Annotated in this window: 21 protein-coding genes; 15 read left to right on the forward strand and 6 right to left on the reverse strand. The window is 65.5% G+C overall.

Annotation, left to right across the window (positions count from 1 at the left end):
• Positions 1–17 precede the first annotated feature (17 nt).
• On the reverse strand, positions 18–1,370 hold the full coding sequence (locus CJ179_RS46850; protein WP_095866013.1) for an MFS transporter: 1,353 nt from the start codon (positions 1,368–1,370) through the stop codon (positions 18–20).
• 900 nt (positions 1,371–2,270) lie between these two features.
• On the reverse strand, positions 2,271–2,828 hold the full coding sequence (locus CJ179_RS46855) for a nuclear transport factor 2 family protein (protein WP_095866014.1): 558 nt from the start codon (positions 2,826–2,828) through the stop codon (positions 2,271–2,273).
• Positions 2,829–3,272: 444 nt separating this feature from the next.
• Between CJ179_RS46855 and CJ179_RS46860 the strand changes: the two genes are divergently transcribed.
• The 11 genes from CJ179_RS46860 (at position 3,273) to CJ179_RS54305 (ending at position 15,088) form a co-directional block, all read left to right on the forward strand.
• Positions 3,273–4,541: an MFS transporter gene (locus CJ179_RS46860; protein ID WP_179377916.1), complete on the forward strand. Its 1,269-nt coding sequence runs from the start codon at positions 3,273–3,275 to the stop codon at positions 4,539–4,541.
• Between the two features lie 44 nt (positions 4,542–4,585).
• On the forward strand, positions 4,586–7,012 hold the full coding sequence (locus tag CJ179_RS46865) for a glycoside hydrolase family 3 C-terminal domain-containing protein (protein WP_257016253.1): 2,427 nt from the start codon (positions 4,586–4,588) through the stop codon (positions 7,010–7,012).
• Positions 6,996–7,661, forward strand: coding sequence for a TetR/AcrR family transcriptional regulator (locus CJ179_RS46870; protein ID WP_095866016.1), 666 nt, complete (start codon positions 6,996–6,998; stop codon positions 7,659–7,661). Before CJ179_RS46865 ends, CJ179_RS46870 begins: the two co-directional genes overlap by 17 nt.
• Complete coding sequence (locus CJ179_RS46875) at positions 7,658–8,425, forward strand: IclR family transcriptional regulator (RefSeq protein ID WP_095866017.1); 768 nt, start codon at positions 7,658–7,660, stop codon at positions 8,423–8,425. The genes CJ179_RS46870 and CJ179_RS46875 overlap by 4 nt, the downstream gene beginning before the upstream one ends.
• Positions 8,426–8,545: 120 nt before the next feature.
• Complete coding sequence (locus tag CJ179_RS46880; protein WP_095866018.1) at positions 8,546–9,892, forward strand: MFS transporter; 1,347 nt, start codon at positions 8,546–8,548, stop codon at positions 9,890–9,892.
• Positions 9,889–10,194: a hypothetical protein gene (locus tag CJ179_RS46885; protein ID WP_373560195.1), complete on the forward strand. Its 306-nt coding sequence runs from the start codon at positions 9,889–9,891 to the stop codon at positions 10,192–10,194. The genes CJ179_RS46880 and CJ179_RS46885 overlap by 4 nt, the downstream gene beginning before the upstream one ends.
• On the forward strand, positions 10,191–11,474 hold the full coding sequence (locus tag CJ179_RS46890) for an aromatic ring-hydroxylating dioxygenase subunit alpha (RefSeq protein WP_095866019.1): 1,284 nt from the start codon (positions 10,191–10,193) through the stop codon (positions 11,472–11,474). Before CJ179_RS46885 ends, CJ179_RS46890 begins: the two co-directional genes overlap by 4 nt.
• Positions 11,464–11,970, forward strand: a complete 507-nt coding sequence (locus CJ179_RS46895; RefSeq protein WP_095866020.1) for an aromatic-ring-hydroxylating dioxygenase subunit beta — start codon at positions 11,464–11,466, stop codon at positions 11,968–11,970. The genes CJ179_RS46890 and CJ179_RS46895 overlap by 11 nt, the downstream gene beginning before the upstream one ends.
• Before the next feature lie 4 nt (positions 11,971–11,974).
• Entirely contained in the window at positions 11,975–12,928 is a 954-nt protein-coding gene (locus CJ179_RS46900; protein ID WP_095866021.1) for a PDR/VanB family oxidoreductase, read from the forward strand.
• Positions 12,925–14,235 (forward strand): amidase, encoded by a 1,311-nt coding sequence (locus CJ179_RS46905; protein WP_257016254.1) that lies wholly within the window; start codon positions 12,925–12,927, stop codon positions 14,233–14,235. Before CJ179_RS46900 ends, CJ179_RS46905 begins: the two co-directional genes overlap by 4 nt.
• Positions 14,236–14,863: 628 nt before the next feature.
• A complete protein-coding gene (locus tag CJ179_RS54305; protein WP_218834933.1) occupies positions 14,864–15,088 on the forward strand; it encodes a hypothetical protein in 225 nt (74 codons plus the stop codon).
• A 719-nt stretch (positions 15,089–15,807) separates the two neighbouring features.
• Here CJ179_RS54305 and CJ179_RS46915 read toward each other — a convergent pair.
• Both CJ179_RS46915 and CJ179_RS46920 read right to left on the reverse strand, forming a co-directional pair.
• On the reverse strand, positions 15,808–17,448 hold the full coding sequence (locus CJ179_RS46915) for an NAD(P)/FAD-dependent oxidoreductase (RefSeq protein WP_095866023.1): 1,641 nt from the start codon (positions 17,446–17,448) through the stop codon (positions 15,808–15,810).
• 28 nt (positions 17,449–17,476) lie between these two features.
• Complete coding sequence (locus CJ179_RS46920) at positions 17,477–18,421, reverse strand: alpha/beta hydrolase (RefSeq protein ID WP_257016255.1); 945 nt, start codon at positions 18,419–18,421, stop codon at positions 17,477–17,479.
• Between the two features lie 256 nt (positions 18,422–18,677).
• Between CJ179_RS46920 and CJ179_RS46925 the strand changes: the two genes are divergently transcribed.
• Entirely contained in the window at positions 18,678–19,397 is a 720-nt protein-coding gene (locus CJ179_RS46925; RefSeq protein ID WP_095866025.1) for an SDR family NAD(P)-dependent oxidoreductase, read from the forward strand.
• Between the two features lie 7 nt (positions 19,398–19,404).
• On the opposite strand, the gene CJ179_RS46930 is transcribed toward CJ179_RS46925, so the two are convergent.
• Complete coding sequence (locus CJ179_RS46930; RefSeq protein WP_179377918.1) at positions 19,405–21,141, reverse strand: sigma-54-dependent Fis family transcriptional regulator; 1,737 nt, start codon at positions 21,139–21,141, stop codon at positions 19,405–19,407.
• Between the two features lie 70 nt (positions 21,142–21,211).
• Positions 21,212–21,913 carry a GntR family transcriptional regulator gene (locus CJ179_RS46935; protein WP_257016256.1) on the reverse strand — a complete coding sequence of 234 codons (702 nt, stop codon included), beginning with the start codon at positions 21,911–21,913 and terminating at the stop codon, positions 21,212–21,214.
• 127 nt (positions 21,914–22,040) lie between these two features.
• Here CJ179_RS46935 and CJ179_RS46940 point away from each other — a divergent pair, with 127 nt between their 5' ends.
• The 3 genes from CJ179_RS46940 to CJ179_RS46950 are packed head-to-tail and all read left to right on the forward strand — an operon-like array spanning position 22,041 to position 25,782.
• Positions 22,041–23,534, forward strand: a complete 1,494-nt coding sequence (locus tag CJ179_RS46940; protein ID WP_095866027.1) for an NAD-dependent succinate-semialdehyde dehydrogenase — start codon at positions 22,041–22,043, stop codon at positions 23,532–23,534.
• Positions 23,531–24,811: an iron-containing alcohol dehydrogenase gene (locus CJ179_RS46945; RefSeq protein WP_095866028.1), complete on the forward strand. Its 1,281-nt coding sequence runs from the start codon at positions 23,531–23,533 to the stop codon at positions 24,809–24,811. Before CJ179_RS46940 ends, CJ179_RS46945 begins: the two co-directional genes overlap by 4 nt.
• On the forward strand, positions 24,808–25,782 hold the full coding sequence (locus CJ179_RS46950; RefSeq protein WP_095866146.1) for a 3-hydroxyacyl-CoA dehydrogenase: 975 nt from the start codon (positions 24,808–24,810) through the stop codon (positions 25,780–25,782). The genes CJ179_RS46945 and CJ179_RS46950 overlap by 4 nt, the downstream gene beginning before the upstream one ends.
• Positions 25,783–25,996: the final 214 nt, after the last annotated feature.

Consider the following 25,996-nt stretch of genomic DNA (forward strand, 5'->3'; position numbering starts at 1 on the left):
GGTGGGTCAGCTGTGCCTTATGCATTGATGGCCGCCTTGATGCGATCCTGGGCGCTCGGTGCCGGTGTGCGTACTGTTCCGCGGGCGAAAAGGCAGCCGATCACGGCAACGAGACACAGCGCCGCTTGTACGAGAGCCGCATAGATCCAATTCTGGGGATCGCCGCCGACCAATGCGATGGCAACCGACGGAGCGAATCCGAAGACCAGGCCGGCGATCTGCATGCCGACTGCGAGGCCGCTGTATCGGACTCGCACATCGAACTGTCCCGCGAACAGCGCCATCGTGCTTCCGTTGCCGATGCTGTAGACCAGGGCATAGGTCAGAATTGCGGCGATGTACATCAGGACGAGATTTCCGGTGGTGAAGGACCAGAGATAGAACGCGAAAGCGGGTGCGCTCACCAATGCGCCGTACAAGAAGACTGGCTTGCAGCCAATTCGGTCCGACAGCCAGCCCCCGAACGGGACTGTGACCAGTGCGGTCGCGCTGACCGCCACGAGCATCCAGAGGACGGTGGAGCTCACCAAACCAACGACCTTCGTCGCGTACGCGAGACCGAAGACGGTGACCATGGTGTGTGTTCCCTGAAACAGGCCGAGGGCGGCGAGAGTCAGTACGGCTCCCTTGTTATGTCGCGCGAGCTCTCGCAACGGGGAGATCGACTCAGCATTCGAGTCGGCCTTCGCTTCGGTGAACTCTGCGGGGTCCTCGAGGCCCCGTCGGATCAAGAACCCGAGAACGATCAGTACTGCGCTCAGCAGGAACGGGATTCGCCAGCCCCAGCTCATGAGCTGCTCGTCGGGGAGCATCGCGATGGGTACGAACACCAGATTCGCGAGGATGAACCCGGAGAGGTTTCCGGATTGGATCCAGCTGGCGTTGAATGCTTTGCGAGATTCTCCGGAGCTCTCAACCACCAGACTTACCGCACCTGCGGTTTCGCCGGCAGCAGAGATCCCCTGGACGATGCGCATGAGCATCAACAGGATGGGCGCTGCGGTGCCGATCCGTTCGTACGACGGAATCAGGCCGATGACGAGAGTCGCGCTGCCCATCATCACCAGCGTGAGCACGAGCACCTGTTTGCGAGAGAGCTTGTCACCGAAATGCCCCCACAACAGGGCACCAAACGGTCTCGCAACGTATGCGACACCGAAGGAGGTGAGGGAGATCAGTAGCGAGAGGTTTCCTGCCGAGGGAAAGAACACGGTGCCGAAGACCAGCGCGGCCGCCGAGGCGTAGATGAAGTAGTCGTAGTACTCCAGCATGCTGCCGAAATAGGCCGCGAGGGTGGCGCGGCGACTCTGCCTAGCTGTGCCCGAGCGACTCGCTTCGACGGGGACAGCCGTGCCGTCATTTTGGTGCATGACTTCTCCTTGATCCTGGATGAGTGGCCCCCGACGGTCCCGGCATATCGCCCTCCTGGCCGGGTGCGTCCAGTGGTAAAACGTTTTGACACATGGAACGTACAAGTGATTGAGGTCATACGCAAGCGGCAATTGCCAGGCGCAACACACGATGCGACGCCACGTGCGCGGCAACGCGCCCGAGAAGGGAACCCGACGAACCAAGACCAGACGCGCCATCGAAGCCCACTCGGACGTATCCGAAGGGGTGACCGGAGTGAATCCTGCCGGTCGATGGCGGATACACCGCTCGATGCGCGAGGTGGCCGCAGACGGACGGAAACTTCGCAGTCACGGTCCGGCCACATCACACGAACGAAAGGACGAACCTCATGACCGCAATCGCACAACGACAAGTCCACACACGCGCGCACGATGGGGACACCATGTGCCCGACGGGCTCCATCCGGTGGGGCAATGGCACATCACCGATACCACATTCACTGTTGTCCGAGGTGGCGGACGGTGGACTGACTGCCCTGGGCGTCGCCGTTGCCGCACAGGTCTGCTGGCGGTCGTACTCACCGTGAGTGCGCGCCGACCTCTTTCGCGCCGCGCACGCGCTTCTACTCCGCCGCGCCGATGCCATGGTCGTCAAAGCGGCAAACCCCGCACCGAGTCGGACGGTGAATTCGTCTTGTCGGCAGGGTTTTCCTGTGGGTGCAGAGAAAATCGCGCACCTGCACGGCACCTACAGCTCGTCCGCTGCCGGCGCGCCTTCGCTCACATCGGTCTCGCGAAATGTTCCGTCCTCGTGGTGCCCCGACACCGGCGGAGGACTGTCTCCCAGCCGATTCCGTATCCTTTGCTTTGGCACGGCGTATGTCGGCGGGCGCAGGGCATGTACAGAGCGCCGCTTTCCTAGGGCCGCATCAGAACCGAAGTTGTCGGGTACGTCTCGGCGAAGTTCTGTGGCAGCGAAGAAATGAAGACGTTCTCCGTTCGCGTCCGCGTGATCTTCCATGTTCCGTCGATCTTGCGGAAGGCATTGTTGAGTCGGCTCGACCGCAGCAGCGACCGGCCGTCGGAGAACAGCCAGGGTTGCATGTGGATCCACTGCCCCGTGGCCTCGTGGCCGTCGACGTGAATCTGCTCCGATGTCAGATAGTGGGCATTGAGCAACAGTGCTGGATCGCGCTTTTCACCCCAAAAGCTTTCGAAGTGCGCGCGGATCGCGGCGTGTCCCTCGGCCCTGCCGAACTGGTTGTCGTAATATTCGCCGACACCTTCCCAGACCGCGTCCACTGCATAGAGATCGAGAATGAGGTCGATTCGGTGTGCGTCGTCCCGAACTCCGAATTCGGGGCAAGGAGTGTCGCAGAGGAACATGTAGCGCGCTTGTATCCGGCGAATCTCCGCTTCGGCTTCGAGCACCTCGATGCGGTCGATCAGTGCAGCAATTGTGGCGTCATTCGCCATGGATTCTCCTCCCGCTGCCCGTTCCTCGCCGGAAGCCCTCTGTGGCTTCGTTTTCGAGGTAGGCGCGCCATCAGGCGAAATATCTGAGTCGTGTGAGGAAGTACTGTACTCACTCCGCGGCGATGTTCGCGAGTGGACACGACACCCACGCCCGGACCGGCGCCGATCTCCACTCGCCTCGGTTTCGGGCGTGTAAAAGGTTCCTCGACCGGATGCCAGCGGTCCGTTAGGCGGACCATCGCCGTTGTCTTCCGTTCATCCTGCGGCCACAGTCTTGTCGCCCCGACCACGCGGAGGTCCTCTTCTCCTCTCCGCGAGAGCACCGGGCGAACCAACGCCCAATTCCAGTCCGGCTCGACTCGCTCACTCATACAGACCGAGTACTCGGTCTGTATGCTCGCACCACTCCGCCCGCGCAGCGCGTGGGCCCTCAAAGGAGGATCCATGACCACCACAGACGAGGCTGTCCCCGTCGATGCCGCTCTCTCCCCACCGACCGAAAAGGCACCGGCGAAGCTGGTGGCTGCGATGGCACTCGCGCAGTTCGGGCTGTCGATCGCACTGCTCACACCCGTCACGGCGAGCCTGACGATCAAGGTGCAGACCCTCGTCGGCACCGACAACGTGATTGCCGTCTTCGGCACCGTCAGCAGCATCGGTGCGCTGGCCGCCTTTCTCGCGAACCCGATCTTCGGCCGAATCAGCGACCGCACCACCGGACGATTCGGTCGCCGCCGACCGTGGCTTCTCATCGGCATCGTGGGTCTCGCAGCGAGCGAGCTCGTGCTCGCTCTTGTTCCCAATGTCGTCGGAATCGCGATCGCGTGGTTCGCGGCGCAGGCGTTCGCCAACGCCGCCCAGGCGGCGCTGATGGCCTCCATCGCCGACCAGATCCCCCCGGCCCAGCGAGGCAGGGTGAGTGGACTGATCGGCGTCATGCAGCAGAGCAGCAAACTCGGCGCCGCCTACGTCGCGCAGTTCCTCGTCGCCAACATGCTGCTGATGTTCCTGGTCCCTGCCGTGATCGGCATCGTGTTCCTGTTGCCGTTCCTCCTCCTGCTCCCGGATCGACCGCTCCAGGCGCGTCCGCCACGGGAAGGTCTGCGTGCAGTTCTCAAGACCTTCTGGCTCTCGCCCCGTCGTTATCCCGACTTCGCCTACGCCTGGGCATCCCGATTCATGATCACCATGGCGCTGTATCTGTTCATGACGTACCGCCTGCTCTACATGCAGTACGAACTGGACCTGTCGCTCGCCCGCGCCACCGCGGTGATGGCCACCGGGGTGCTGCTGTACACGGTGACGCTCGCGCTGGCCGGCCAGGCGGCGGGGTGGCTCTCGGACAAGGTAGGCACACGGAAGCCGTTCGTCATCACCGCGAGCGTGATCTTCTCGATCGGACTGGTGCTGCTGACGCAGGCCCACACTGCGGGCGGCTTCTACGTCGCCGAGGTGGTGCTCGGGCTCGGGTTCGGCATTTACATGGGAGTGGACCTGGCGCTCGTGATCGATGTTCTCCCCGGACAGGACGACTCGGCGAAGAATCTCGGCGTCCTCAACATGGCCAACGTCCTGCCCCAAACCCTCGCACCTGGGATCGGTGCGCTTCTCATCGGCGTCGGCGGCCACAACTACGACCTCCTGTTGAGTGTCGCCGCCGCCGTCTGCGCGGTGGGCGCGCTCCTCATCGTCCCGATCAGGAAGGTGCGTTAGTGGCCGCGCAGGACGTCTCTCATCGACACGAAAAGGATGCAGAATTGCACCCCCTGGCAGACCTGGACGCCCGAATCGACACGGCAATCGGAACCATGGACGTCGAGTCCAAGGTTCGGTTGCTGACGGGTGCGTCCAACTTCACCCTCCACCCGGACCCGTCCATCGACCTGGCCGAGATCGTGCTCTCCGATGGACCCACCGGGGTGCGCGGTGACCGCTTCACCGGCGGCCGCATCGCCTGCCTGTTACCCAACGCGACCCTATTGGCCCAGCACTGGGACACCGGCGTCGCGGCAGATGTCGGCGCGTTGCTCGCCGAGGAAGCGCAGGCTCAGCGGGTACACGTCGTGCTGGGACCGACGGTCAACCTGCACCGCACTCCGCTCGCCGGTCGCCTGTTCGAGTCGTTCAGCGAGGATCCCCTCCTCACCGGAGTACTGGCGTCCGCCTACATCAAGGGTCTGCAGGACAACGGGATCGGCGCGACCATCAAGCACTTCGTCGCCAACGAATCGGAGACCGATCGCAAGACCGCCAATGCCGTTGTCGACGAGCGGACCCTGCGGGAGATCTACCTGCTCCCCTTCGAGATCGCGGTGTCCGAGGCCAACCCGTGGGCGGTCATGGCCGCCTACAACTCCATCGGCGGCACCCCTGCCACCGAGCATGCCCGCCTCCTCGACGGCGTCCTCAAGGGCGAGTGGGGTTACGACGGGCTGGTCATGTCCGACTGGTACGCCACGTACTCCACCGCGGAGAGTGCCAATGCCGGACTGGACTTGACGATGCCGGGCCCCGCGGGCCCCTGGGGAGATGCCCTCGTCGACGCGGTGCGCGCCGGTGCGGTCGCCGAGTCCATTCTCGACGACCACGTGCGCCGTCTCCTGCGCCTGGCGGGCCGAGTGGGTGCGTTCGGCCCGGAGCGGCAGTGGACGCCCGGTGGGCCGGCACCGGACAGCCCCCAGCGGCGCAGCACCCTGCGTCGTCTTGCCGCCGGCGGTATGACGGTCCTCGTCAACAAGGGGGCGACGCTGCCGCTGACAGGTACCGGCACGGTCGCCGTCATCGGCCGACACGCGACGGAGACGACCGATCAGGGCGCTGGATCGTCGCAGGTACGGCCACCGCACGTGGTCAGCATCGCGGACGGCATCGTCGAGGCATTCGGTCCCGATCGCGTGTCCGTGGTCGACGGGGTCGAGGTGCGCACGGACCCACTCGCCGCGGCACCGCACCTGTTGCGCGATCCCGAGACGCACCGGTACGGGATGCGGGTCACCACCCGCGACGAGCGAGGCGAGGTGCTCGAGTCTCGTCACGTCGACTGGAGTGAGGTCTCGCTGCGCGAAGACTCCTGGCTCGACTCGGCGACGACCATCGAACTCAGCGCCGAGATCGTCCTCCCGGAAACCACGCGGGTCCAGGTGGGTGTGCGCGGCCGCGGCGAATGGACGTTCACGACACCGGGTCACTACGAGCAGATCCGCCTCGATCGGGTGGACGACGCCGGCGAAGTACTACGGTTGCCTTACCGCACAGTGACTCTCGATCTCGAACCGGGTGCGATCATCACCGCGGTGGCTACTCCCGCACCGGGTCGGCCGATCCTCGGGCTCGCGGCGCGCGTGGCCACGAAACCACCCGCGGTGGCGATCGGTGCGGCAACGAAAGCCGCACGGCAGGCGGACGTGGCGGTGGTGGTGGTCGGGCTGACCCCGGAGCAGGAGAGCGAAGAGGTCGACAAGATCACCCTCGCGCTCCCCGGGGAACAGGACGCGATGGTCGCGGCGGTGGCGGCGGCCGCGAAACGGACGGTTGTGGTCGTCAACGCGGCCACCCCCGTTCTGATGCCGTGGCTCGACCGCGTCGACGCCGTGCTGTGGGCCGGACTGCCCGGGCAGGAGGCCGGCGACGCCGTCGCCGCCGCGCTGTCCGGTGCAATCGAACCGGCCGGTCGGCTCGTCACCACGTTTCCGGCGCGGGACGGCGAGGGACCGGCATGGTCGCCGGTTCCCGACCGCGGGGAAGTGCGCTACGCGGAAGGTCTTTCCGTCGGCTACCGCGGGTGGTCGACCGAGCCGCTGTTCTGGTTCGGACACGGCCTCGGCTACGGCGACTGGGCGTACGGCAACGCCGAGGTGATCGTCGACGACCATCTCCGCTGCGTGCGGGTCGAGGTGACCAACGTGGGGTCCCGGACGAGCCGTGAGGTCGTGCAGGTGTACTGGCGGCCGGAGGGCGAGCCGGTCCGGCTGATCGGGTGGTCCGGGATCGACGTCGCTCCCGGTGCCACCGTGACCGTCGACGTCCCCGTCGACCGACGGGTGCTCCGGCGGTGGCACGAGAACGGTTGGCAGCTCCTCCCCCTGACCGGCGAGGTGTTGATCGCCCGTGGCCTCGGCGACGTCAGGCTCACACGACCGGCATTGCCGACGATACAAAGGAGCCAGGATGTCCTTCCCGCCTAGCTATCACTCGCAGCGCGGGAAATCGTTGCGCGCCTTGGCCGGGGAGGCGTCCCGGGCCAAGGCCGTGCAGGCAGCGACCGATCTGTTCGCCACCTCCGGATACCGAGGAACGTCCATCGCGAAAGTGGCCGCGCAGACCGGGCTGTCCCAGTCCGGTCTGCTGCATCACTTCCGGACCAAGACGGCACTGCTGGCGGCCGTGTTGGAGCAACGCGGCGCCGAGGACGGGGAGTTCCTCACCACCGGCGACGGCGAGGCACCGCTCGGGTGGGATGCGTTCGACGCGCTCGAGGCCCTGGTTGCCCGCAATTCGACCCGTCGCCATCTGGTCGAGTTGTTCGTGCGTCTGTCCGCGGAGGCAATCGAGGAGAATCACCCCGCCCACCAGTGGGTCCAAGACCATTACGACGGAATGGAGGCGTGGCTGACCGACGCGGTCCGCGTTGCTCAGGCGCGCGGCGAGATGCGTGCCGATGCGCCGGTCTCGGTGCTCGTTCGCACCACCATCGCGGTCGTGGACGGGTTGCAGCAACAGTGGCTGGTGCGGCCCGATCGGGTGTCGATGGTCGACGAATTCTCTGCACACGTCGCGGAACTGCGGGCACGGTGGGGCACGGTGGGGGAACCGGACGAGGCTACCGAGCAATGATGGCTCGGCGGGGTGAGCCGGACGGGGACTCCTTGCTGCGCAAGGTTCGATTGATCCTGGATGCCTTCGACACCGGGGCACCCGTCCTCGGTCTGTCCGAATTGGCACGGCGCACCGACCTCGCCAAGACCAGCGTTCACCGGGTGGCCAGCGAGATGGTCGAGGTAGGCCTACTCAACCGGCAAGGCCGTCGTTATGAGCTGGGGCCGTTACTTTTCGAGTTGGGTCAGCGCGTACCTCGCACCCGGGATCTGCGACTGATCGCCGCGCGGTATCTCGAGGATCTCGCGGTCACCACCCGCGAGACGGTCGTGCTGGGGTTCCCCGGCGACCGGAATGTGCTCTTCGCCGAGAAGTACTTCAGCCAGCGCGGTGGCGGTGTCACCTTCACCCAGGTGGAGGGGCGGGTGCCGTTCCACTGTGGTGCATCGGGCAAGGCTCTCCTCGCGTTCGGGGACCCCTCGATTCGTGACCGTGTCCTCGGGTCCACCCTGCGGCAGCGAACGCGGTGGACCATCACCGATCCTGCTGTGCTGGACGCGGAGCTCGCGCAGATACGACGGCAGGGATACGCGGTCGATCGCCAGGAACTTGTCGTTGGGTACGGGGCTGTGGCGGCACCGGTGTTCTCAGCCGATATTGCGGTGGCGACGTTGACCGTGGTCGGGCCCATCGACCGGGTGCCTGTCGCACGTCTGGCGCCGGTCGTCACCGCGGCCGCGCGGGCCCTGTCACGAGATTTCGCCGGTGTAAACAAATCCTGATTTCAGCTTTTCGGTCCGAAGAGCGGGCCGATTGCATTTTCTTCGATGACTCCGGCGTGAACAATCGCTGCAGCTGAACAGCAGTTGTCGATCTCGAAAACAGCCGATGGAGGACCCACAATGGCAGGACCGAAGCGCACCCGAAGTGAGGTGCGCACAGCGGCGATCGCGAGCCTGGTCGGCAGTGCTCTGGAGTGGTACGACTTCTTCCTCTACGGCACGGCCGCCGCGCTGGTGTTCAACACGCTCTTCTTTCCGAACTTCGACCCGCTCGTGGGCACGATCGCCGCATTCGGCACCAACGCCGCCGGCTTCCTCGCCCGCCCCCTCGGCGGTGTGATCTTCGGCCACTTCGGTGACCGGGTGGGACGCAAGTCGATGCTCGTGATCACGCTGATGATCATGGGTGTGGCCACCTTCTTGATCGGTGTCCTCCCCACCTACGCGGCGATCGGCATCTGGGCGCCGGCGCTGCTGATCGGGCTGCGCATCATCCAGGGCATCGCGGTCGGCGGTGAGTGGGGCGGCGGTGTGCTGATCGTCAGTGAGCAGGCACCCGCGCACCGCCGCGGCTTCTACTCCGCGTGGTCTCAGACGGGGGTCGGCCTGGGATTCGTGCTCTCCGCGTCGGCGTACTCGCTCGTGCAGGCATTCACCACACCGGAATCGTTCCTCGCCTGGGGGTGGCGGATCCCGTTCATCGCCGGCATCGTCCTCACCGCGGTCGGATTGCTGATCCGGCTGCGGGTCATGGAAACACCCGCCGCCCGTCAACAGGCCGCCTCCCCGAAGAAGGCGAAACTTCCCGTCCTCGAGGTCATCCGCACCCAACCGAAGTCCATTCTCATCACCTTCGGGGCGCGGATCGCCGAGAACGGCGCACTGTATATCTTTCTCACCTTCAGCCTCGCCTACGCGGCGAAGATCGGCTTGTCGACCGGACTCGTTCTCACTGCAGTCGTCACGGGCATGCTCGTCGAGTCCTTCGCGATGCCGCTGTGGGGAGCGCTCTCCGACCGCATCGGGCGCCGTCCGGTCTATCTCGGTGGTGCCATCGCGATGATCGCCTGGGCCTACCCCTTCTTCGCGATGCTGGACTCGCGTGAACCGGTCTTGGTGTTCGTCGCCATGTTCGTCGCGGTCGTCATCTGCCACGGTGCCATGATCGGCACCCAGCCCGCCTTCTTCACCGAGCTGTTCGACAGCCGCGTGCGCTACAGCGGCGTCGCCCTCGGACACGAACTGGCCTCGGTTGTTGCCGGCGGCTTCTCGCCCATCATCGCCACCGCACTGTTCGCCTGGGCCGGGATGTCATGGCCGATCTCACTGTTCATGGTGGGCATGGGTCTCATCACCGTGATCGCGGTGGCCGCTGCACCCGAAACCAACGCGACGGACATCGACGACACCGACTCCCCGAGCGAGATCGGAGACTACGACCCTACGCCGGAAAGGATCTCGCGGTGACCGCGCGCGACGGCCGCACGATGCTCCTCACCTGCTACCGCGACATCCGGCACTACGGCTGGCTCCACGTAGACCTCTTCCTGCACGACAGCGACGGCAAAGAAGTGAATTGGGTCCACTGGGGTGCTATCGAGGAGGGCCCCGACGGCGCAGACGCCGCGTGCGCCACCGTCGAACCCGCGCTCCGCAGAACCACCGAATGGCAGCACGGCATCAGGGCCGACGGCAGCGACTACTGGACCGCACATGCCACCTGGTCCGAACACGCCACATCCGACAACCCACAGGAAACGACATCATGACCACCTCCATCGAAAAGGACCACACCGGTCCCGACATCGCCGATCTGGTTCACCCCGACCGCGTGGACGTCTCCCTCTACACCGACCCGGAACTGTTCGAGCTGGAGATGGACCGCATCTTCAACCGGACCTGGGTCTGGGTGGCGCACGAGAGCGAGATCCCGAACGCCGGAGACTTCCGGACCGCCACGGTAGGCAGGCAGCCGGTGATCGTGACCCGCGACCGCCGCGGCGGAATCAACGTGCTGCTCAACCGCTGCCGCCACCGCGGTGCAAGTGTCTGCGAGGTCCCGCGCGGCAACGCCAACGGCTTCACCTGCCCGTACCACGCATGGTCCTACGCCCTGGACGGGAAGCTCCGTGGGATCCCGTACCCCGACGGCTACGAGGACGTCCTGGAAAAGAAAGACTTCCCGCTGCACCGCCTACAGGTGGACAGCTACGCCGGGATGATCTTCGCCAGCGCCAACCCCGACGTCGAGCCGCTGGCCGACTTCCTCGGACCGGCGAAGCACTGGATCGACCTGTTCATGAAGCAGGGCGCCGGTTACCCGATCAAGGTGCAGGGCGAACACAAGTTCCGGTTCAACGGCAACTGGAAAATTCAGCTCGAGAACACCACCGACGGCTACCACTTCCCGATCGTCCATCGATCCTGGATGTCGTCGGTCGACGAAGAGACCGCGAACATGCTGTCGTTCATGACCGACGAACAAGCCGTGACCCATTCCCTCGGCAACGGCCACAGCGTGATGATCATGGTGCCCGAACACGTCGACCTCGACGACGACGACGGATCCGAACCCCTGCAGGAACGGTTCCGCCACATCGTCGACGAGTTGTCGAAGACCATGCCCGCTGATCAGGTCCGGCGCATCGTCCGCTCGATGCACGGCGCCGGATTCAACCTCAACCTCTTCCCGAACGTCGCGATGTCGATGTCATTTTTTCGCGCACTGCGCCCGATCTCCGCGACCGAGACCGAGATCCGACATCTCGCCCTCGGCCTCGACGGAGGCCCGGAGGTCGTCAACCGCGAGAGACTGCGGATCCACGAGCACTTCCAGGGGCCGTTCGGATTCGGCAGCCCCGACGACTCCGAGGCCTGGGACCGCGTCCAACGCGGCGCCGCCGCCGGGCCCGGACTGCCGATCCTGGTGAACCGCGGGCTGACACGGGAGCAGGACGACGCGAAAGGGCGCGTCTCCCACGCCACCGACGAAACCGGCATGCGCGAGGCGTACACGATGTGGAAGGCAATGATGACCGATGTCCGTTGAAACCATTGAGACCGCGCAACTCTCCGATCCTCGGATCGGTCCGGCGATCGAACTGATCTGGCGCGAAGCACACCTGCTCGACCGCAAGCGGTACGAGGACTGGGACCTGCTCTGGGCACCCGACGGTCGGTACGTGATCCCGATCGACCCCGACACCGACGACTTCGAAGCGTCACTGAACATGGTCTACGACGACGACCGCATGCGCCGGATGAGGATCGAACGGCTCACCGCCGGCTACTCGATCTCCGCGACCGCCGCCGCGCGCACCGTGCGGACCCTGTCCCGCTTCGTCGTCGACCACCTCGACGACGAAACCGTCGAACTCAGCTCCGCACAGGTGCTCGTGGGCTATCGCCGCGAGGCGACGTTCGTCCTCGCCGCCGACGTGACACACCGCATCCGGATCGCCGGCGCCGCGCCCCTCATCGAGCGGAAGATCGTCCGGCTGATCAACTCGACGGACGCCGTCAACGCGTCCGGCTTCCTGCTGTAGGGAAATCTGCATGATCACAGTCACCGTCAATGATATCGCCGCTGAAACCGAAGCAGTGAAGAGCTTTTCGCTGCGCCGCCGCGACGGCGCACCGTTCGCGCCCTATGCGGCGGGAGCGCACGTGGACGTCACCGGTCCGAGCGGAATCACCCGCCAGTACTCACTGTGCAGCCCACCCGACCAGACCGACAACTACCAGATCGCGGTCAAGCGGGAGGACTGCTCCCGAGGTGGGTCCGCGGCACTGCACGACCAGGTCGACGTGGGCGACGAACTCACGATCAGCGAACCGCGCAACCTCTTCGCACTCGCGCCGGCAGCCGACGTGCACGTCCTGGTCGCGGCGGGGATCGGTATCACTCCCCTGCTGAGCATGGCCTACCGGTTGGCCGCCGACGGTTCCCGGTTTCGGCTGCACTACTTCGCCTCCAGCCGGGAGGGGGCGGCGTTCGTTCCCCTGCTCGAGGGTGCCTCATTCGCGCCGTCGGTCGAGTTCCATTTCGGCGTCCAACGTGGAGAGCAGCCCGCCGTCCTCGCACGCATCCTCACCGACATCAGCTCCGGGACACACGTCTACTCGTGTGGGCCCAAGGAGTTCATGCAGCGTGTCGTCGAGACTGCCACGCAATCGCTGCCGGAAGAACAGGTTCACATCGAGCACTTCCAGGCCCTGGAACCGACCACCCACGACGGCGGCGAGTTCGAGGTCGAACTCGACACCGGTGAGGTGTTCTCCGTGCCACCAGGGCGAAGCATCGTCGAGGTCCTCGGCGACGCCGGCATCGACGTCGACACGTCCTGCCGGGAGGGCATCTGCGGTACCTGCGTACTGACCGTCCTCGACGGTACGCCCGACCACCGCGACAACTGCCTGACCCGCAAAGAGAAGGAAGCCGGGGACCAGATCGCCACCTGCGTGTCACGGGCGACGACCGCGCGGTTGGTACTGGAACTGTGACCATCGCCGATGAACGACATCAAGGAGACGTGGAGTCGAGTCTGTCCGCCCTTGCGACTCGGATGGACGTCGGTGATCTGCTCCCCAGCGAGGCGGTCGCCGGCGCACTGGAACGCCTCGATCGCACCGAGCCCAGCATCCGGGCTTGGGTTCGTGTCGACCGAGAAGGGGCACTCGACGCAGCACGCGCACTCGACCACGCGCCGAGACGTGGTGTCCTGCACGGAATACCCTTCGGAGTCAAGGACATCATCGACCTCAAAGGCCTGCCCACCGAGTGCGGTTCACCGTTGCGGCGAGGCCAAGTGGCCGACGACGATGCACCCCTCGTCGCCCGGCTCCGGGAACTCGGAGCGATCCCGCTAGGCAAGACGGTCACGACCGAGTTCGCCTACTTCGCCCCCGGCCCCACCCGGAACCCGCACCGTCGTTCGCACACGCCAGGCGGTTCCTCGAGTGGGTCCGCGGCCGCGGTCGCGGCCGGCGTGGTTCCGCTGGCCCTCGGCAGCCAAACAGCCGGCTCGCTGACCCGGCCCGCTTCGTACTGCGGTGTCGCGGGACTGGTCGCGCCGGTTGGCGGACCACTCGACACCACCGGGTTCGCCGGCCTGTCCCACACCCTCGACGCGGCCGGGATTCTCACCCGCACAGTGACCGATCTCCGACTCGCCTACCTGGCACTGACCGGCCCTGACAGGCCCGCCGACCCGGTACGGAATCCGGAGCGCCCCCGGCTCGCGGTCTGGCCCGGCACCGAGCTCATCGACATCTCCGACGACATGCAGACAGCGGTCAAATATACCGTCGACGCAGCCGTAGCCGAAGGTGCCGAACTCGTCGACTTCGACTGGCCTGCACTGACACCTCTCCTCGTCGAAGCGCACGGCACGGTCATGGCATACGAGGCCTCCCGAGCGCTGGCGCTCGAAGGCCAGCACCCCACACAACTGAGCACACCACTCAACGATCTCCTGGCGCTCGGCCGCAACATCGCCGACGACGACTATCGCGACGCTCTCGCGATCTCTATACGGGCACAAGGTGAAATAATGGCCCTACTCGACGACGTCGACGCCATCATCGGCCCCGCCGCCCCCGGCGCAGCACCCGAGGGACTGTCCGCCACCGGGTCACCCATATTGAGCCGACCGTGGCAACTGTTGGGGCTCCCTGCCCTGACCGTCCCCGGTCGCCTCGACCGGCAGGACATGCCGCTCGGCATCCAGCTCATCGGACACCCCGATCGCGTGGAGCAACTCCTGTCCCTCGGGATCTGCATCGAAGCGAGCAGTCGTCGCCCGGTGTGAGGGGCCCTTTTCAGGCGCAGCTGCCGAACAGTCCCGTTGCGAACGGAGTCGATCAGGGTCTGCCCTCCCCCGACGGTCAGTTCGATGCCATCGTCGAACGCCGCTGTATGGCCACACCGATCCAGGCACAGTGGACTCACCGGCCACGATCACCACCGGTCGCCGCTACGGCGTTACCGACGCGCAGGCGGCCGGGTTGGTCGACTCCACCGCACCGGAGGACCCCGCCCGTCCTCGACGAACTGCTCGACCACCACACCTCCGGCAAGATCACTGACAAGCGCACCGTGGATGCGGCGATGCGGTGGAGCCAGGCACCACGACACAGTCGCGCGTACTGGTGTTGTCGGCAAGGTCCACCAGGGCTGCGCCGGCGTCTCAGCGCTGGTGTCGCAGCCGTAGCGGCCGGCGTGAAGGCGGACGTCGTCGACCCACGACAGCCCAAACCGCTCCCGCGTGCATCCGGCCTTCGGAAGCGGGCCCTTGATCGGCGGGGTCTCAAGCTTCCAACGGCACCCGATTCCAGTTGGGACAGGGTGGACCTCCCCGGCCCGGTACAAATTCGCCCGTGAAAACAACAGGCTTCCCAGATCGAATCCCGGAGCGGGGACTATCGTTTAGCCCCCGAGTGAGCCGGTTCCCGGCCGGCACCGGCGATGGCCGTGCCGAGAATGCGGCGCACGACCTCTTGCGGGACGTCGAGGTTGATTGGTCGGGTGCCCAGTGTATGGCGGAATCGGTGGGGGCTGACCACGGCGGGGCGCCCGTGCTCGTCGGTGATCGCTGTGTCGGGCGCGTCGACGAGTTGCATTCGCTTCTGGCTGTTCAGCAGGTCCTCGAGGCCGAACTTTGAGACGAGGACGCGGAGATGGCACTTGATCGTGTCGACGGTCAGAAAGAGGTGATCGGTGTTTTTTGGTTTGAGGCGGGGTGGGTATAGGCTGCGTTGTCTTTGTACGTCGCAGCGGTACTGCTCGGCGATTTCCTCACCCCGGCCGAGCCAGCCGGGTCACCTCCCCACCTTCTCATACCCGACTGACATCAAATCCACCCACCGGCGCTACGGCCCGTAGACGCGCTCGTCACTACGTGCAGATTGTCCGTCGAGCACCCCTGCCAGCTGATACCCATAAATGGCAGGGCTGCGCTTGGCTGCTGCACAAGAAAGTTGGCATCGCGCCCCTCCGAACACCCCTTGCCGTCGCGACTCCCACCCAGCGATTTCTGCCACGGAACGAGTCCTCCTCACCCGTCATGTCCTAATCATTTCTGCGCCCTCACAACCCCTCGTCGAAACCACGTTTTTGGAGTCAACTCTCCTCAGTCCTCATGTGGCTGGCAGGAACTCGAGTGCGCGGTTCCGCATGCACTCGATGGTTGCCGCCAGCATCGCGCGGGTACCGGATGGGCGATACCCGTGCCGGCTACTCGCCGGTCGCACCGTGCGAGGGCAGTATCTGCTGTCCAGCCTGTCCGGGTTCCAAACACTCTGCGCGCGAGGGTGAGCGACCGCCTGTGATCGTGGATCGCGGCGCTCACCCCCTGGTCAAGAAGGGGCACGGCGATGTCCAGCTAGCGCGCGAAAGCGACTCTGTCCGCAAGGAAGGACGTGTAGCCCTCGGCTTCGGCCTCACGACAGTACTGCTGGTACACCTGTCCGCCACCCATGTACACCTGGAATTCCTCCGACTTTCCGGGAACGTTGTCGCCGAGGAACCAGGCCTTGGCCTTTTTCCCTTCGCTGTACATGACGGTCGCCTTACCGGTCCGTTCGGTTTCCTCGACCCACCAGCTCTCGGACTCGGGGGTGGCTTCGAACCGATCGACTCCGTTCTCCGCGGCCCACAGCAAGGCTCGCTGCAGCCATTGCGCACCGAGCTGGATCGGGACGACGAGGTTCGAGTACGGAGTCTGGGGCCCGAGGGACATGAAGAAGTTCGGGAATCCGTGGGCACTGATGCCGAGGTTGGAGCGCAGTCCCTCGTCCGCCCACTTGTCGCGTAGCGTGACGCCGTTGCGGCCGACGATGTCGATGTTGGTCAGTGTTCCGGTCATGGCGTCGAATCCGGTCGCGAAGATGAGTACGTCGAGCTCGTACTCCGTGTCACCGACGACCACGCCATTCTCGGTGATTGCGCTGATCGGGGTGCCTGCCACGTCGATTAGGTGGACGTGGTCGAGGTTGAACGCCGAGTAGTAACCGTGCCCGGTGGGGACCCGTTTGCCGTTGAAGGAGTATGTTTTCGGCGACAGCAACTCGGCCGTCTTGGGGTCCTCGACGATCTCGCGGATCTTCGACCGGATGAACTCGGAGGCGAGTTCACTGGCTTCGTGATTGCTGGCGAGGTCGTTGAAGCACTCATTGGCGAAGTGGAAGCCGCCCTGGTTCCACTTGCTTTCGAAGATTTCGCGGCGGGTCTCGTCGTCGACCTCGAGCGCACTGTATTGCGCCGGTTCCATCGCCACCCCGAACGGATGGTTGGCGGCCTTCTCGTAGATCTCATCGTAGTGCTCCCGGAGGTACGCCATGTCTTCCGCAGTCACGGCCTCGTTCGAGGTCTCGACGACGTAGTTCGGCGTGCGCTGGAACACGAAGAACTGCTCGACATCGGGTGCGATCGTCGGAACGATCTGGATGCCCGACGCACCGATGCCGATCAGCCCTACGCGCTTGCCCTTCAGATCGACACCGTCCTTCGGCCAGTGCGACGAGTGGTACTTCTCGCCGGCGAAGATGTCCAGTCCCGGGATGCTCGGGTAGATGGCCTGGGAGAGCACACCCATTCCGCTGACGAGATACTTGGTCGTGACATCGCGTCCGTCGGCGAAGCGGACCGTCCAGGTGTTCGCGGCGTCGTCGTACACGACCGACTCCACCCATGTGTTCAGCTGGATGTCCTTGCGCAGGTCCAGTCGGTCTGCAACGAAGTTCAGGTAGTCAAGGACTTCCCTGCCGGAGGGGTAACGCTCGGTCCAGGTCCACTCCTCGCGCACCTCCTTCGAGAAGGAGAACGAGTAGTAGCTGTACTCACTGTCGGTGCGCACACCGGGGTATCGGTTCACCCACCAGGTTCCGCCGATGCCAGCCTCACCGTCGACGACCAGTGTGCGAAGGCCGATTTCACGCAGATGGTGCAGCAGTGCGAGTCCGGAGAATCCGGCACCGATCACGACGGCGTCGTAGTCTCGCGTGGGGGTTGGGGAATTGCTCATGTCGATCGTGGTCCTTTCGGGATGTTGCTCAGGCGGTGGCGTGGGTCGCATTGTCGGTTGCGCCCACGCCCCGGCCGGCGTGGTACCAGGTCGCGACGGCTGCGATCGACTCGTCGGCCGCCTCGTGGAGTCCCGCCTGCAGCGGGAAGACGTGCTGTTCACCGGACACGCTGTCGAAGATGACGTCCACTCCGGCCGCGACAGCGCGCTCGTGCAGTCGGATGGCGTCGGCGTACAGCGACTCGGTGTCGGACGCGGTGATGTAGAGCCGCGGGAACCCGGCGAAATCGGCGTAGAGCGGGTTGACCAGCGGATCGGTCGGGCTCGCGCCACCCGAGAGGTACCGGTCGATGTTGCCCTGCAGGCCTTCCCGGGTGATCAGGAAGTCCGTTGCGTCGTTCGTGACGAGGGTGGCGCCCGTGTTCTCCATGTCCAGCCACGGCGAGATCGTGACGACCTGGGCGGGGTGGGACCGCTGCTGCCCGAGCAGGCGAAGTGTCGTCGCGACGCTCAGGCTGGCTCCGGCGCTGTCGCCGACGAACGTGATGTCGCGTGGCGAGATCCCGTCGTCGACCAAGCTCTCGAAGACCGCGGTCACGTCGTCGAGCTGCGCCGGGTACGGGTGCTCCGGGGCGCGGCGGAAGTCCGCGACGAACGCGTACGCGCCGCACGCCTTCGCCAGATGGCCAGCCAATTTGCGGTGGCTGGCCGACGAGCCGAGCGCGAACCCACCGCCGTGCAGCACAACCAGCACCTCACGCGGGTCGGAGTCGATCGGCTCGACCGAGATACCCGGAACTCCACCGATCTCGGTCGAGCGGTACGTCACACCTTCGGGTTCCGTGGTCACCCGCTGCCAGTCCTCGAACACCCACCGCATCAGTTGCAGCGACATCTGAGGGTTGGCTTCGAACTCCGTCGTCCATTCGGCGTAGATGCGACCCAGTGGGTCCGTTGGTCGACTCGTTGGCATTGCTGGCTCCTGTGCGGTCATCGATGGACGCGTCGAGAGCCGGATTTCTCACCGGTGACGCGCATCACGAACACGAGAATGCCCTCCGCGCCATTACGTTCCGCGGAGTGTCGCATTATGAGTCACCACGATCTCATCGCGACGCACCCGGTTCGGGACGTGTCAGCATCCGCGATGCTTGGTCGCCCCACTGTGGCACCCGTCACCTCCGCCACCGGTAGTGGTACAAGGTCACTAGAAGGAGCACGTCGCCGCCATGAATCGTTTGCAGGGGAAAGTCGCCATCGTCACCGGAGCCGGCCGAGGAATCGGCCGAGCGATCGCCGACGGGTTCGTCCGCGAAGGAGCGACCACCATCGCCACTGGACGCAGCATGTCCGACACGGACTCCGGACAGACGATCAGCCGCAGACTCGATGTTGCGGACGAGGCGCATTGGGAGCGCGTGGTCGACGAGACCATCTGCAGACACGGCCGAATCGACATTCTCGTCAACAACGCCGGCATCATCGCGTACGAGACGCTGCACGAACTCACTATGGCCGCATGGGAAGAAGTGATCGCGACGAATCAGACCGGCACGTGGCTGGGCATGCGTGCCGTCGTCCCTCACATGATCGAGCAGGGCGGCGGATCGATCGTCAACGTCTCGTCGATCTGGGGTTCAGCCGCCGTCGCGGGCGCCCACGCCTATCACGCTACGAAGGGCGCGGTACGCAACATGTCGAAGAGCGCCGCGATCACGTACGCGAAGAACAATATCCGTGTGAACTCGGTACATCCGGGTTTCGTCGGAACCCCCCTGACGGACGCGCAGGACGCGCAGGTCAACGAGTTCGTTCTGTCGCGCACACCGATGGGACGTGCTGGCGCACCTGAGGAGATCGCCCACGGGGTCGTGTTCCTGGCGTCGGACGAGTCCAGCTTCATGACCGGCTCGGAGCTCGTCATCGACGGTGGGTACCTCGCCCAGTGACATCCGGTCAGGCAGTCAGCCGGTACGCCTTCATCTTTCGGTAGATGGTGGCCCGTGACAGCCCGAGGATTTGCGCCGCTTTCGAGCGGTTCCCTCCAGCCTCCTCGAGGGCGTGTCGCAACGCGTCAAGCTCGGCACGCTCGATCATGGTCAGAGCGCGACCGCCCTGAACTGCGGCGGGCAGATCCGAGGGGCGCACCACTCCCCGTTTTCCGGCTCGAAGCAGCTTCTCCACGACCGACCTCAGCTCCGCGACGTTGCCCGGCCATGCGTACGCGATCATGACCTCCATCGCCTCCTCTGACAGTCGCATCGCCGCTCCTGCCGTCAATTTCTCGACGAACAGCTGCCAGAGGGGACCGATGTCGGCGGTCCGGTCGCGAAGCGGCGGCAGCCAGACGTGGTCCACTTCAAGTTTGCCTGCCACGGCTTCTGTATAGGCAGGCGAATCAGCGGCCATGGTCAGCAGGACCGGGGCTTGACGTGCATCCGACTGCAGCAGGGCACGCAAGCCGGACAGCAGCGTGCTGTCCAGCGCATCGATGCCACGAATTATCACCGGCGTCGTGCCGCCGACGAGCCCGGCCACCCGCTGGAGCCACGCCGCGGTACCCACGACCAGGTGTTCGGCCGCGTCGACGACGGTCTTGGGCTTCGGAGCACCTGCAAGGAATTGCCGGCCCATCACCGCAGAGGTCTTACCGGTCCCGGGCTCGCCGCCCACCACGACAGGCGTTCCCCTCAGCACATGCTGATTGATGCGTTGCACCACGGCAGCCCACGAGCGTGAGCCACCTGCCAGCCGGAATTCCCTTTGAACGGCGCCACCGGCGCTGTACGACCGCCGGCGTTCGAGGACGACGACAGCCCCCGCTCCGTGCCCCGTTGGCGTGACATGGGCGTCGAAGTAGCCGACCGAGAGCTCGACTGGTATCCGGGCCGTGTGCCCAGTGTCCCCGGAGCGCTGACGGAGAATCCCGATGTCAGTGGGCGTCAGGGTCGCCGCCGCCACGCTCTGCATCACGATGTTTTGGGGGCCGAAAGCAATGACGGGCTGCAGGTGGACGCGCGACGCCTCGAGGAATGCGTCGAGAACTACACGAGCTGCGGGCTGTTGCACCTCGAGCGCATGTTGCTCCAGTTGTACGGCGACAGAGTGGACCAGTGGTTTGAGTAAGTGCGTGTTCGCAGCGGCACCGGTGGAGATGGTGACGACGGCGAGTAGATTGCCGGTGAGCGGATGGTGAACAGGGGCGCCGGTGCAACTGGCCTGCTGGTAGAACTCCGCGAAGTGCTCAGCCCCGGAGATCTGGACCACCCGCCCGGTGGCAGCTGCGGTGCCGACTCCATTCGTGCCGACCGAGTCCTCCGCGAGTACCGCACCGCGGACCGTCCCCAGTCGATCGAGGTGCTCGGCCGCCGTCCGGTCCTGGAACCAACGCTGCAGAACGCGCCCCTCGGCGTCGGCGAGAACCAGACCGAGGTCGGTGTCGGCCAACCCTTCCGACACGCGCGCCAGCGGAGCCGCGAACATCGTCACCAGTTCCTGGTCAAGGTACTCGTCGTCGACATGAGGAACCGACGACACCGCCGTTGGCGTGCCGAGCGCCTGCCTGGAGCGCTGCCAGGACTCGAGCACGTCCGCTCGGACCAGCCCCGTCGCGGACGGCGCCGAGAAGAACTCTTCACGAACCTGCGCGAGGTGCCGGTTGTTGTATGCCGACGAATCAAGGGGTGGACTCACTGCATCTCCAAGGGTCAGGCAGTCGCGAATGTGACACACAACCACATTCTCGTAATACCGTATGACGAACTCATGATACGTAGTTGGGTTCCATCGCATCGGACAGACGCCCGGTGTACTCGATGGCTGCGAGCTCACCGGCCAGCTGGATGTGCCGCTCGCAGGCCGTCCGCGCGGCGAGCGGATCCCGCCGCTCAGCCGCCGCGACGACGATGCCTCGCAGCTCCCGCATCGACGACTGCACCCGGTTCTCGTCGAGGAACGCGGCACGGCGGAACATCGCGATCCGGCTGTGAATGCCCAGCAAGGACGTGGCCAGGACCTCGTTGCCCGCCCCTGCGAGGAGTAACGCGTAGAAGTGGCGCTTGCTGGCCTCCCGCGATGCAACCGTGCCGTGCAGGTAGGACTGCTCCATGTCCACGATGTGCCCGAGTAGGGCAATCGCCTGCGCGTCGCTCGCGTTCGCTGCGAACAGTTCGCCAGCCAACCCCTCCAGCGCGCGTCGCACCTGGTAGATCGCTTTGATGTCGCCCTCGGACAGCACCGTCACGATCGGACCACGGTTCGGCAGCATGGTGATCAGGTGCTCGCTTTCGAGCTGTCGGAGGGATTCACGGATCACTGTCCGGGATACGCCGTAACGCTCGCACAGCGCGTTCTCCCGCAGCCTCTGCCCCGGCACCAATGTGCCGTCGAGGATCTGATCACGCATGGCGTGCAGAACCTGCTGCCGCAGCGGGGCGGCGTGGTGCTCGATTTTGGCGGTCGTCACGAGCAGTCCCCTTCGATAGCTGTCTCAAATCGACTCACTCCGGGTTGGGCCTCACCGGACGCTCCTACCGTAATACGAGATCGGACAGGTGGACCACACCACAACCCCGCAAAGGACCTTCACGACAATGACCGCATCGACCACCCTCCCGGACAGCGTCACGTTGCACGGCCACACCGTCCCCACTGCCTTATACATCGGAGGCCAGTGGCGCACCACCGACGCTTCCTTCGCCGTGGACAACCCGGCCACCGGCGAGGAGATCGCTCGGGTCCACGCCGGCACCGGGCGGGACGCCCTGGATGCTCTGGACGCCGCGGACCAGGCTCAGAGATCATGGCGCTCCGTCGCCCCGCGCGACCGGGCCGACCTGTTCCGCCGCGCGCATGCGGCGTTGCTCTCTCGGGTCGACGAGATCACGACCGTCATGACCCTCGAGAGCGGTAAGCCGCTGTCCGAGTCGCGGGGTGAGTTCGCCCTGTCCGCCGACTTCTTCCTCTGGTATGCCGAGCAGATCGCGCACCTGCACGGCACCTACGCACCGGGATCCCGCGGCGGGTATCGCATCGTCACCACGCATCAGCCGGTCGGGCCGTCGCTGCTCATCACGCCGTGGAACTTCCCGCTGTTGATGATCGCCCGCAAGGCGGGCGCAGCGCTGGCTGCCGGCTGCCCGGTGATCGTCAAGTCTGCCAGGGAGACACCGCTGACCTGCGCCCTGTTCGTTCGAGTGCTGGAGGAGGCGGGGTTCCCCGCAGGTGTGGTGAACCTCGTGCACACCACGTCGTCTTCGTCGGTGTCGGAGACCGTGATGGCCGATCGGCGCCTGCGCAAGGTCAGCTTCACGGGCTCCACCGGTGTCGGGTCCACCCTGCTGCGACAGGCCGCACCGGGAATAGTGAACGCGTCGATGGAACTCGGAGGCGACGGCCCGTTCATCGTTCTCGACGACGCCGATATCGATCTCGCCGTCCAACAGGCCGTCATCTGTAAGTTCCGCAACGCTGGGCAGGCCTGCGTCGCCGCGAACCGCATCATCGTGCACGAGTCGGTCGCCGAGGAGTTCACGACCAAGTTCGTCGCCGCGACTTGCGCGTTGAAGGTCGGCGACGGGTTCGACCCCGATACCGACATCGGTCCGATCATCTCCCGGCGTCAGCTCGACACGGTGACGCAGCTCGTGGAAAAGTTTCGCGGAATCGATGCTGATCTGCTGACGGGCGGGTCCCCGATCGAGTCGGACGGATACTTCTTCGAACCGACGATCTTCGCGGTCCGGGATCGCGCCAACGCTGTCTGCAACCAGGAATTGTTCGCGCCGATCGCCACGATCTACACCGTCGGATCCACCGCCGAAGCGGTCGAGTTCGCAAACGACACCACGTACGGCTTGGCGGCATATGTGTTCACTCGCGACTTGTCTCGTGCGGTCACGGTCAGTGAGAACCTGGACTTCGGGATGGTGGGGATCAACCGGGGCATCATGGCCGACCCGGCCGCCTCGTTCGGCGGCGTCAAGGCCTCCGGACTCGGCCGCGAGGGCGGCCACGACGCGATCAACGAATTCCTCGAACCGAAATACCTCGCGATCACCGTCGACGAGAAAGAAGCACTCGCATGAGCACCGCCCCTGACACCACCTCCGCGCCAGCCGCGATTCGCACCACCAACGAACTCGGACTCGGCCTGCTCCGCCAGCCGACCAGCGTGCTGTTCGGCCCCGGTCAGCGACGCCAGATTCCGGCGATCATCAACTCCCTGACCGATCACGTCCTCATCGTCACCGACGAGAGGATGTCTGCCAGTGCAGAGTTCATCGCCATCAGCGAGGAGCTGCGGTCGCGCGGACTCACAGTCTCGGTGTACTCGGGAACAGAGCCCGACCTGCCCCGCGAGAACATCCTCGAGGTCACCGAGCGATTCGGTTCCGCCGGGGTCGGCGCGATACTCGGCATCGGCGGGGGATCCTGCATGGACCTCGCAAAGGTCGTGTCCGTCGTCCTCACCCACGGAGGGGACGTGCGCGACTACTACGGCGAATACCTCGTCCCCGGTCCGGGATGTCCGGTCGTCACCGTCCCCACGACCGCGGGAACAGGCGCCGAGGTCACCTCGATCTCCGTCGTCTACGATAAGGACAAGGGCATGAAGGTCGGGGTCGCGAGCCCGCACCTCGAGGCAATCGCCGCGGTCATCGACCCGGAGTTGACCCTCACCTGCCCGCCCGGACTGACAGCCGCCGCAGGCGCGGATGCTCTCAGCCACCTCGTCGAGGCATTCACCGGCCGAGCGAAGAACCCGTCCGCCGAGGACATCGCGACGAAACTGTACGTCGGCAAGAACCGGCTCACGGATCTATACGCCCGCAACGGGATTCCGCTGCTGCAGTCCGCCCTCGGTCGCGTGTGCGCGAATCCTGCCGACCTGGAGGCACGTTCGGACACCCTCTTCGCCGCGTATTGCGCGGGAATGGCGATCAACACCGCCGGTACCGCTGGTGCCCACGCGATCCAGTCCCCGATCGGGGCGCTCACCCACACCCCGCACGGGTTCGGGATCAGTGCGCTGCTACCGTACGTGATGCGTTACAACCTGCCCACCCGGATTCCGGAGTTCGCCGAGATCGGACGGCTCCTCGGCTCCGCCGACGCCACCGGGTCCGACCTCGAGCAGGCGCGGGCCGGCATCACCGGGATCGAGAACATCCTGGAGTCAATCGGGGCGCCGACGGACCTAAAGACCCTCGGGCTCTCCCCCGACGACTTCGACACCGTCGCGAACCAGGCGCTACTGGCAACGCGGTTGACGGCGAACAACCCCCGCGACCTCGATCATGCCGCGGTGCGGTTCATCCTCGAACGCGGGTGGGCCGGCGACCGCAGCTGGTGGACCGTATGACCGCCCAGCCGGACACGGCACCGTCGACTGTCGCGATCATCGGCGCCGGTTCGATCGGTGTCGCCTTCGCGGTCCTGTTCGCCAAGGCCGGCTTCGGAGTCCGCGTCTTCGATCCCGTCCCCGATGCACGCGGGCGCGCCGGCTTGGACGCCCTCGATCGCCTGCGCCTGCTCGCGGACCATCAACTCCTCGCCGAAGATCCCGCCGCGATCGCCAGCCGGATCACCTTCCCCAACTCGATCGAAACCGCCGTGCGCGGTGTGGACCTCGTTCAGGAGTGCGCGCCGGAAAAGGTGGAGCTGAAGGCCGAGCTCTTCGATGAGGTGGCGCGGTTCGCGCCGAGCCGGGTGGTTCTGGCAAGTTCGAGTTCGGCGATCGTGCCGAGCAGGATCGCCGAGAGCCTCGACGACGCTACAGCGGCCAGGCTCGTGGTCGGGCACCCCGGCAACCCGCCGTACCTATTGCCGGTGATCGAGGTCGTACCCTCGCCCCGGACCGACGCGGCCACGACGGAGCGGGCGGAGCAGATCTACCGGCAGGCGAGGCTGCGACCTGTTGTCGTCCGCCGCGAGATCGAGGGCTTCATATTCAACCGGTTGCAAGGTGCTCTTCTCCGCGAGGCGTACTGCCTGCTGCGCGACGGCGTCGCGTCGGTCGACGACATCGACGAGGTGGTGCGGAGCGGTTTGGGGCCCCGGTGGAGCGTCATCGGCCCCTTCGAAACGGTGGACCTGAACACCCGAGGCGGAATCGAGTCGCACGCAAAGAAAATGGGGCCCGCATACGCGAGGATGGGCGCCGAACGCGGACAGGAAGACCCGTGGACGCCCGACCTGGTCGCGCGCGCCACCGCCGAACGCCGAGCACTGCTCGGACTTCACAAGTGGGACGACCGCGTTCGCTGGCGTGACGAAAAACTGATGAGGGCGCTGGCGGCACGCAACAATTCTGCCCAGCCGCAGGATTCATGACGTCGCGAAGAACTCGTCCACAGTGACTGCCCTCATCGTCTTTCGTGGAGCACCGCGACGGCATGGTGGAGGGCGCACCTCCCACGACGATCACGACGCCGGATGAGCCTCCTCGGGCGGCACCTCGTGGCACACGCGGGTGCATGCGAGCCTGACACCGGACGCAGCGAACGCATCATCCAAACGCTCACACGGAAACTCGACTTCGAGCGCG

It is taken from the genome of Rhodococcus sp. ACS1 (assembly GCF_002300155.1).
GTDB classification, from domain to species: Bacteria; Actinomycetota; Actinomycetes; order Mycobacteriales; family Mycobacteriaceae; genus Rhodococcus_F; species Rhodococcus_F koreensis.